The following is a 2,204-nucleotide window of genomic DNA, read 5'->3' as shown; positions in this document are numbered from 1 at the left end:
CGAGGCCGATGCTGGAGGGGGCGAGGGGGTCTGTTAGGACCACGTGCGGCGACCGGCCGATCTCGTCGTCCTGGGCGGCCTCGGCCCCGGGCAGCGCGAGCAGGGCGGCGCCGGTCGCCGCGCCGCCGACCTGCACCAGGTGCACCGGCATCCCCTCGGTACGCACGTCCTCGACCATCGTCGGCGCGAGCAGCCGGGCCAGGGCGGCCACCACCACCCCGATGAGCGCGATGCTGCCCAGGGCCAGCGCGGTGGTCCACGGGCGGACCAGCCCCGCCCCGGCGGCGTGCAGCGCGACCACCCCGGCCACGGTGGCGCGGGACAGCGCGGCGCGGGGATCCACCGCCGCCACCGCCGCGGTGCCGAAGACGGTGGCCACCATGGCGCCCACCAGCACCGGCGACCACCAGGGCAGGGCGAACGCGGCCGGGGCGCCGATGGTGGCGAGCACGGCGGCCGCCCCGGCGACGTCGTACTTCCAGGGCGGCGGCAGCAGGATGCCGGCGGCGACCGCCAGCAGGGCCAGCGCGACCGGGGCCTGCCAGGTCGCCCCGCCGACCGGCGCGGCCGGCCAGCCGCTCAGGTCACCGGCCCAGATCGGGCCCGGGGTGGCCAGCACGCCCACCCCGCCGCGCAACGCGCTCCAGCCGGCGATCAGACCGATCACCGTGCCGGCGAGGGCGATGCCGAGGATCGGCCCGCGTCGCCACTCCTCCGGCATCGCCCGGGCGGCGACGGCGACCACCAGCACCAGCGCGGCGGCGACCACGAGTTGACCGCCCGGGGTGAGCACCGCGGCGATCCGCACCAGGGTGGCGATCAGCGCCGCCGTGGTGGCGGCCAGGGCCAGGTCGGAGCCGTCCAGCGAGATGTCGGAGCGGCGGCCGGCGTCGATCCGGGGGGCCAGCGCCAGCAGGGCGGCGGCGAGCAGCAGCAGGCCGCCCACCCAGGCGTCGGCCGTGGTGGCGCCGGGCGCCCCGAACGCGGCCGCGGCGACCCCCACCGCGCCCAGCACGGTGCCGACCGCGTGCGGCGCGCTGAGGTGCCGCTGTGCGACCTGGACGACGGCGGCGTAGCCGAGGGTGACGCAGACGCCGAGGAAGCTCGCCGCGAGGATCGGGACGGTGATCTCGCGCAGGGTCGCCGGGGTGAGCGCCGGGGCGGCCGGCTCGGTGGCGGCGACGAACGCGGCCACCGCCCCGGGCAGGGCGAACGAGGCCCCGCCCGCCGCCCAGGCGGACACCGGGTCGGCCGCGGCGGCGGCGATCCGTACCCGGGGCGCCAGGGAGACCAGCGCGCCGGCCAGGAAGAGCAGGGTCAGCGCGGCGGCGGTGAGCGCGGGCCGGGCGAGCGCGGCCCCGGCACCGAGCGCCCCCAGGCCGGCGGCGGCGACGGCGTGCACGATCGCCGCCCGCCGGGTGCCGGCGGCGAGCCCCAGCACGCCGATGCCCACCGCGGTCAGCAGCATCGGCCAGCAGGCGGCGGCCCAGCCGAGCCCGAGGGAGGCCGGCACGGCGAGCGCGGTCAGCGCCGCGCCGACCACCGCGAACTCGCGCCGGATGTCCGGCGGCAGGGCGATCACCGCGGCGATGGTGAGCAGCAGGGCGCTCGCGGCGAGCTGCCAGCCGGTCGGCCCGACCGCCGCCGCCAGCTCGCCGTGCCAATGGCCCAGCTCCGCGGACCAGGCGGGCAGCGACGCGCGGACTGGGGCGAGCCCGGCGCGCAGCGCCCCGCCGGCCACCACCAGGCCGCTGACCGCCAGCGCCACCGCCGAGGCGAGCTGCGGGCCGCGCCGGGCGGTTTCCGGTACGGCCCGGACCGCGAACCCGGTCAGCGCGATGACGGCGGCGATGAGCAGCAGCGACCGGCCGGGGAAGGCGACCGACGCGACCCGGCCGAGGGCGCCGATCACGGCGAGGGTGACGATGCCGGCGCCCACGTCGGGCAGCGGGGGCCGGCGCAGCACCAGCGTCCCGGCGAGCCCGACCAGCGCGGCGAGCAGCAGCGCCGTGGCCGCCCCGGCGGCGGCGGGCACCGTGTCGGCGCGCAGCAGGGCGGTGACCGCGTACGCCAGGGCGACGACGACCGCGATGCCGTGCAGCAGCCAGGCCAGCTCGCGCAGCCAGGGCACCGGGCGCGCCGGGGGAGTCGACGGTTCACCGCCGACCGGCTCCGCAGGAACGTCGCTTCGCCCGGGCGCTCGC

1 pseudogene is annotated in these 2,204 nt (G+C 79.9%); it reads right to left on the bottom strand.

The window, feature by feature from the left end:
• Positions 1 to 2,204: pseudogene (locus ACWEVO_RS35360) on the bottom strand (SCO7613 C-terminal domain-containing membrane protein); the annotation flags it as partial.

This window comes from Micromonospora sp. NPDC003776, from assembly GCF_053605645.1.
The sequence above is the reverse complement of the archived record's forward strand: the minus strand, read 5'-3'. Positions and strand labels throughout refer to the sequence as shown.